Genomic DNA, 3,507 nt, shown 5'->3' on the forward strand with positions numbered 1-3,507 from the left:
ATGACTACGCGGTGTCACTGCTGGCAAAGCGGGATTACGCATCCGGTGAATTGACGCGGGTTCTGAATAAGCTGACGGAAGACAGGGAGGGTATAGACAAGGCGTTGTCGCGTCTGGTTGAGTGTGGTTATCTGGATGATCACCGCCTGATAACGCACCTGATTGATAAACATGTCCGAAAGAAACATGGCCCGGCCAGAATCAACCAGGAAATCAGGCAAAAGGGTTTTCCTCAGGAGTTGGTCGAGCAGGTGCTGGAGAAAGTGGATGTGGACTGGTATGCCATGGCAAGGGAACTGAAAGTCAGTAAATTTGGTGATGAGATGCCGTCAGAAACCAAAGATAAAAACAAACAGATTCGCTACCTCCAGTACAAGGGGTTTTCGATGGATATGATATTTGAGGCATTGAGCTGATCATGGTTTGTTGTTAATCAGCACCACCAACTAAGGCAAATGTCGCATTTTGTATGCTTCGCTCTCACTGGGCCAAATAGCAAATATCTACACAAGAGATAACATATGATTAAATTAATCAACATTAAACTAACTATTGTTGCACTATTTATTTTTTCAGTATCTGCATGCTCATTGAATCAGGGGGCTAGTCATTTCGAAAAGGCATTGCTCACTCCAGAACATATCAAAGAAGCAATTACCTACCAGAAGGATGCAGATAAAAATCAGGATGTTGAACCGAAAAATGGGGAGAAATGGTTTAACGTTATCTTAGGTCGGGGGCCCATTATCATCAGCGCTCCACATGCTACCCAACCGTTTCGGGATGGAAAATATCGTTTCTCTGACGGAGGGGGTACGGCAGCTCTGGCAGTTATGTTGGGAAAACTGACGGATTCGACGGTAATCTATACAACAAAAGCCTCTCCTTCAGACCCTAACTATTACGATAATAATGATTATAAAGTGAGGCTGGCCGAATTAATAAAAGCACAAAAGCCGAAACTCATTATTGATATCCACGGCAGCCATCCTTTCCGACCATATGATGTCGATATTGGAACCATGAATGGAAAATCGCTGCTGGGTAAAGACGAACTGGTGACTAAACTCATAGCCTCATTACGAAATGAGGGTATTTCCAATTACTCAAACAACTATTTTGCCGCCTCCAAGAACGAAACCATTACAAAGTTCGGCGCGGCACATGGCGTACCAACGATCCAACTGGAGTTCAGTAGCATTTGGATGGTGCCAAGTGACGGTAATTATGAATCACATCGGTTTGCACAACTGCTCCAGGGCATGGTTCGTTACGTCACTACAGTTAGCTCCAACTAAGACAAATGTCGCATTTTGTAGCTTCGCTCCCACTGGGCCAGTTACGCGCTGCAGTTGCCAAAGTCGGAGGAAAGAAGGAGTTAACCGGGAAAAATGACATTGAAACGGAAATCAGTAATCAGTGCGGGCGGTTGATCTCTAACGCGATCGTTTATTACAACTCCGCGATCTTGTCGCGTTTGCTGGGACGACTGGAAGCGGAAGGGAATGCCAAAGGCATTGAGTCTTTGCCCCGGATATCGCCGGTGGCTTGGCAGCACATTTTGTTAAACGGGCATTACACCTTCCAGAGCAGCAATGAGATTATTGACCTGGATGCGTTGGTTGCAGCGCTGAAACTGGGGTGACGGAAAAATCTGGGATTCCGGCGTAGAACCCCATACCAAACATGCTTCAAAAATCGACTAATTCGTAGAGCCGGAAATTTCGGCAGTTCCGGCACAAAACCCCAAAATACTCTCGACTAAATTTAGCAATTTATATTCTGAGTATACTGATTTAACACAAGTTCATTTTAATGCGTAAGCCCTGGAGACGGAGGCTGGCTAACCAGCCTGGTGTTAGTTAAAAATCAATCCACTCACATTACGATGTAGAACACAATTTAACATTAAGCCGTCATTCGCTCATTCCACGAATCTTTAAAGAAGATATTGCCGTCTGTATATTTCCATGTGATCGATTCGTAACGTAATGCTATATTTTCCATGTGAGTGCTGCTCGTGCCATTAGGCAGTAAAGAGGGTGATATTGTAGTTATCTTTACGTTCTCAAGGAAAATATTAAAGTATTCACTTTCTATTCCTGCATCCAAGATACGATACATTTTTATCGTCGCAGACTGAAGTGTTCTTCCTTCGCATAATGCACGAAAAAGAGTTGGCGTTGTTTTATCGAATTCTTTTTGAATATAAATTGGGGAGTGAACTCTTGTTCCCGTCAATTTCCCCATATGTGGGTCTACAGGGATGGTTACATTATGGTTTACTGAACGCAGTTCCACTGAACCTAATCGAGTCGGCATCAAACAAGATCCAACAATTGGAGAACCATTTTCATCCACTAACCAGATATGGGCGGGTGTTGACATAAATAAATTCCTTTTAGTTAAAAATTAACGCCAAATGAAAAAAATCAAAATCAGCATGACTATATAGAATATTCCTATAGCAAGCAGACCACTATCGGGAAAATAATGAGCCATAAACATCGCGAATATAAACGTCAGAATTATCGGGACATAAGTCCTGAAAAAATATTGCGATTGGGACTTCACCCATTGTTTCAGAAATCGAATCATCACTGCCTTACCATTGAGATAATAATATCCGCAATATCATTTTCAGATAACCAATGCGATTTTAAGGCCCCTGCGCGCATAAATGCAGGTTCAATTAGAAAATACATCATTTCTAACTCTTGCACATATAACGCCTGATAATATGTGGGATGCATTATCTGGAGTCGTTTAGCACTGTCGGCGGCATTCTGAATAATGCCGTAAATACCAAGTCCTCCAGCTGCGGCTCCCGCGATACTGCCTATGCCACGTCCAATTGGTATTCGGACGTTCATTCCCACACAGACAGTCATCGTGACTCCGAGGGCGAATGCCTGGTTGGTAAGCGAGCTGGCGGCAATATGAATATTTGCTCGCATTAATAAGTGCTTAATAAATTCGAGCTGTTGTGGTGTTTGGCGATTAAATAATAACTCAACATAGACTTTCACCATTTCAAAAACAATATTCCTGTTTTTTATCAGGCGATAAACTCCATTTCGAAAACGGATATCTTCTAGCTGCTGTTCTGCGCAAACGTCTTGATAGTCTTCAGTGAAGCACGAGGTGTAATATAATAAACGCGTGGCACCTCTATCAATTTTCTCTATTTGGTCACGAACCTCATCACGTACTCCGGCAACGGCTCTGTCTAGCCTTTGTGCCAGTATGTTTTCAGCCTGCATCTGGCGAATGATTCCATCACTGTGATACACAACCAATTCCCTCAGTTAATGGGGTCCAGTGGAAGAACCCTCGAAAATGACGAGTAGCCCAAACTCTTTGTTTTAATGAATCGCCTGATTGCAGCCCTCCGCCACATCAAATGCACATTTCCCTGAAAAGTCTAAGCCTCATTCATTTTGGCCAGACGTTCTAATGCATATTGGTACTCCTGATCGGTTACGTGACCATGAGCCACGCCGTCAA

The 3,507-nt window shown here is 43.3% G+C and carries 4 protein-coding genes and 1 pseudogene; 3 read left to right on the plus strand and 2 right to left on the minus strand.

From position 1 onward, the window contains the following. From AEP37_RS22645 to AEP37_RS22655, 3 genes and pseudogenes are all read left to right on the plus strand, one after another. Window positions 1-416 (plus strand): regulatory protein RecX (locus AEP37_RS22645; protein ID WP_072086401.1); only part of this gene is annotated, 416 nt, incomplete at its 5' end. A 105-nt stretch (window positions 417-521) separates the two neighbouring features. Next, window positions 522-1,298, plus strand: a complete 777-nt coding sequence (locus AEP37_RS22650) for a hypothetical protein (RefSeq protein WP_050692058.1) — start codon at window positions 522-524, stop codon at window positions 1,296-1,298. Window positions 1,299-1,336: 38 nt separating this feature from the next. Then, window positions 1,337-1,645: pseudogene (locus AEP37_RS22655) on the plus strand (Tn3 family transposase); the annotation flags it as partial. A gap of 263 nt (window positions 1,646-1,908) precedes the next feature. Here the strand turns inward: AEP37_RS22655 and AEP37_RS22660 are convergent. Both AEP37_RS22660 and AEP37_RS22670 read right to left on the minus strand, forming a co-directional pair. Beyond that, entirely contained in the window at window positions 1,909-2,388 is a 480-nt protein-coding gene (locus AEP37_RS22660; protein WP_049615440.1) for an Hcp family type VI secretion system effector, read from the minus strand. A gap of 209 nt (window positions 2,389-2,597) precedes the next feature. Next, window positions 2,598-3,293, minus strand: a complete 696-nt coding sequence (locus AEP37_RS22670) for a hypothetical protein (protein WP_049615441.1) — start codon at window positions 3,291-3,293, stop codon at window positions 2,598-2,600. Window positions 3,294-3,507: the final 214 nt, after the last annotated feature.

The organism is Yersinia pekkanenii, assembly GCF_001152565.1.
Taxonomy (GTDB): domain Bacteria; phylum Pseudomonadota; class Gammaproteobacteria; order Enterobacterales; family Enterobacteriaceae; genus Yersinia; species Yersinia pekkanenii.

Coding starts and splice junctions, on each gene's coding strand:
- AEP37_RS22650 (WP_050692058.1), top strand. CDS start 522: ATGATTAAATTAATCAACATTAAACTAACTATTGTTGCACTATTTATT.
- AEP37_RS22660 (WP_049615440.1), bottom strand. CDS start 2,388: ATGTCAACACCCGCCCATATCTGGTTAGTGGATGAAAATGGTTCTCCA.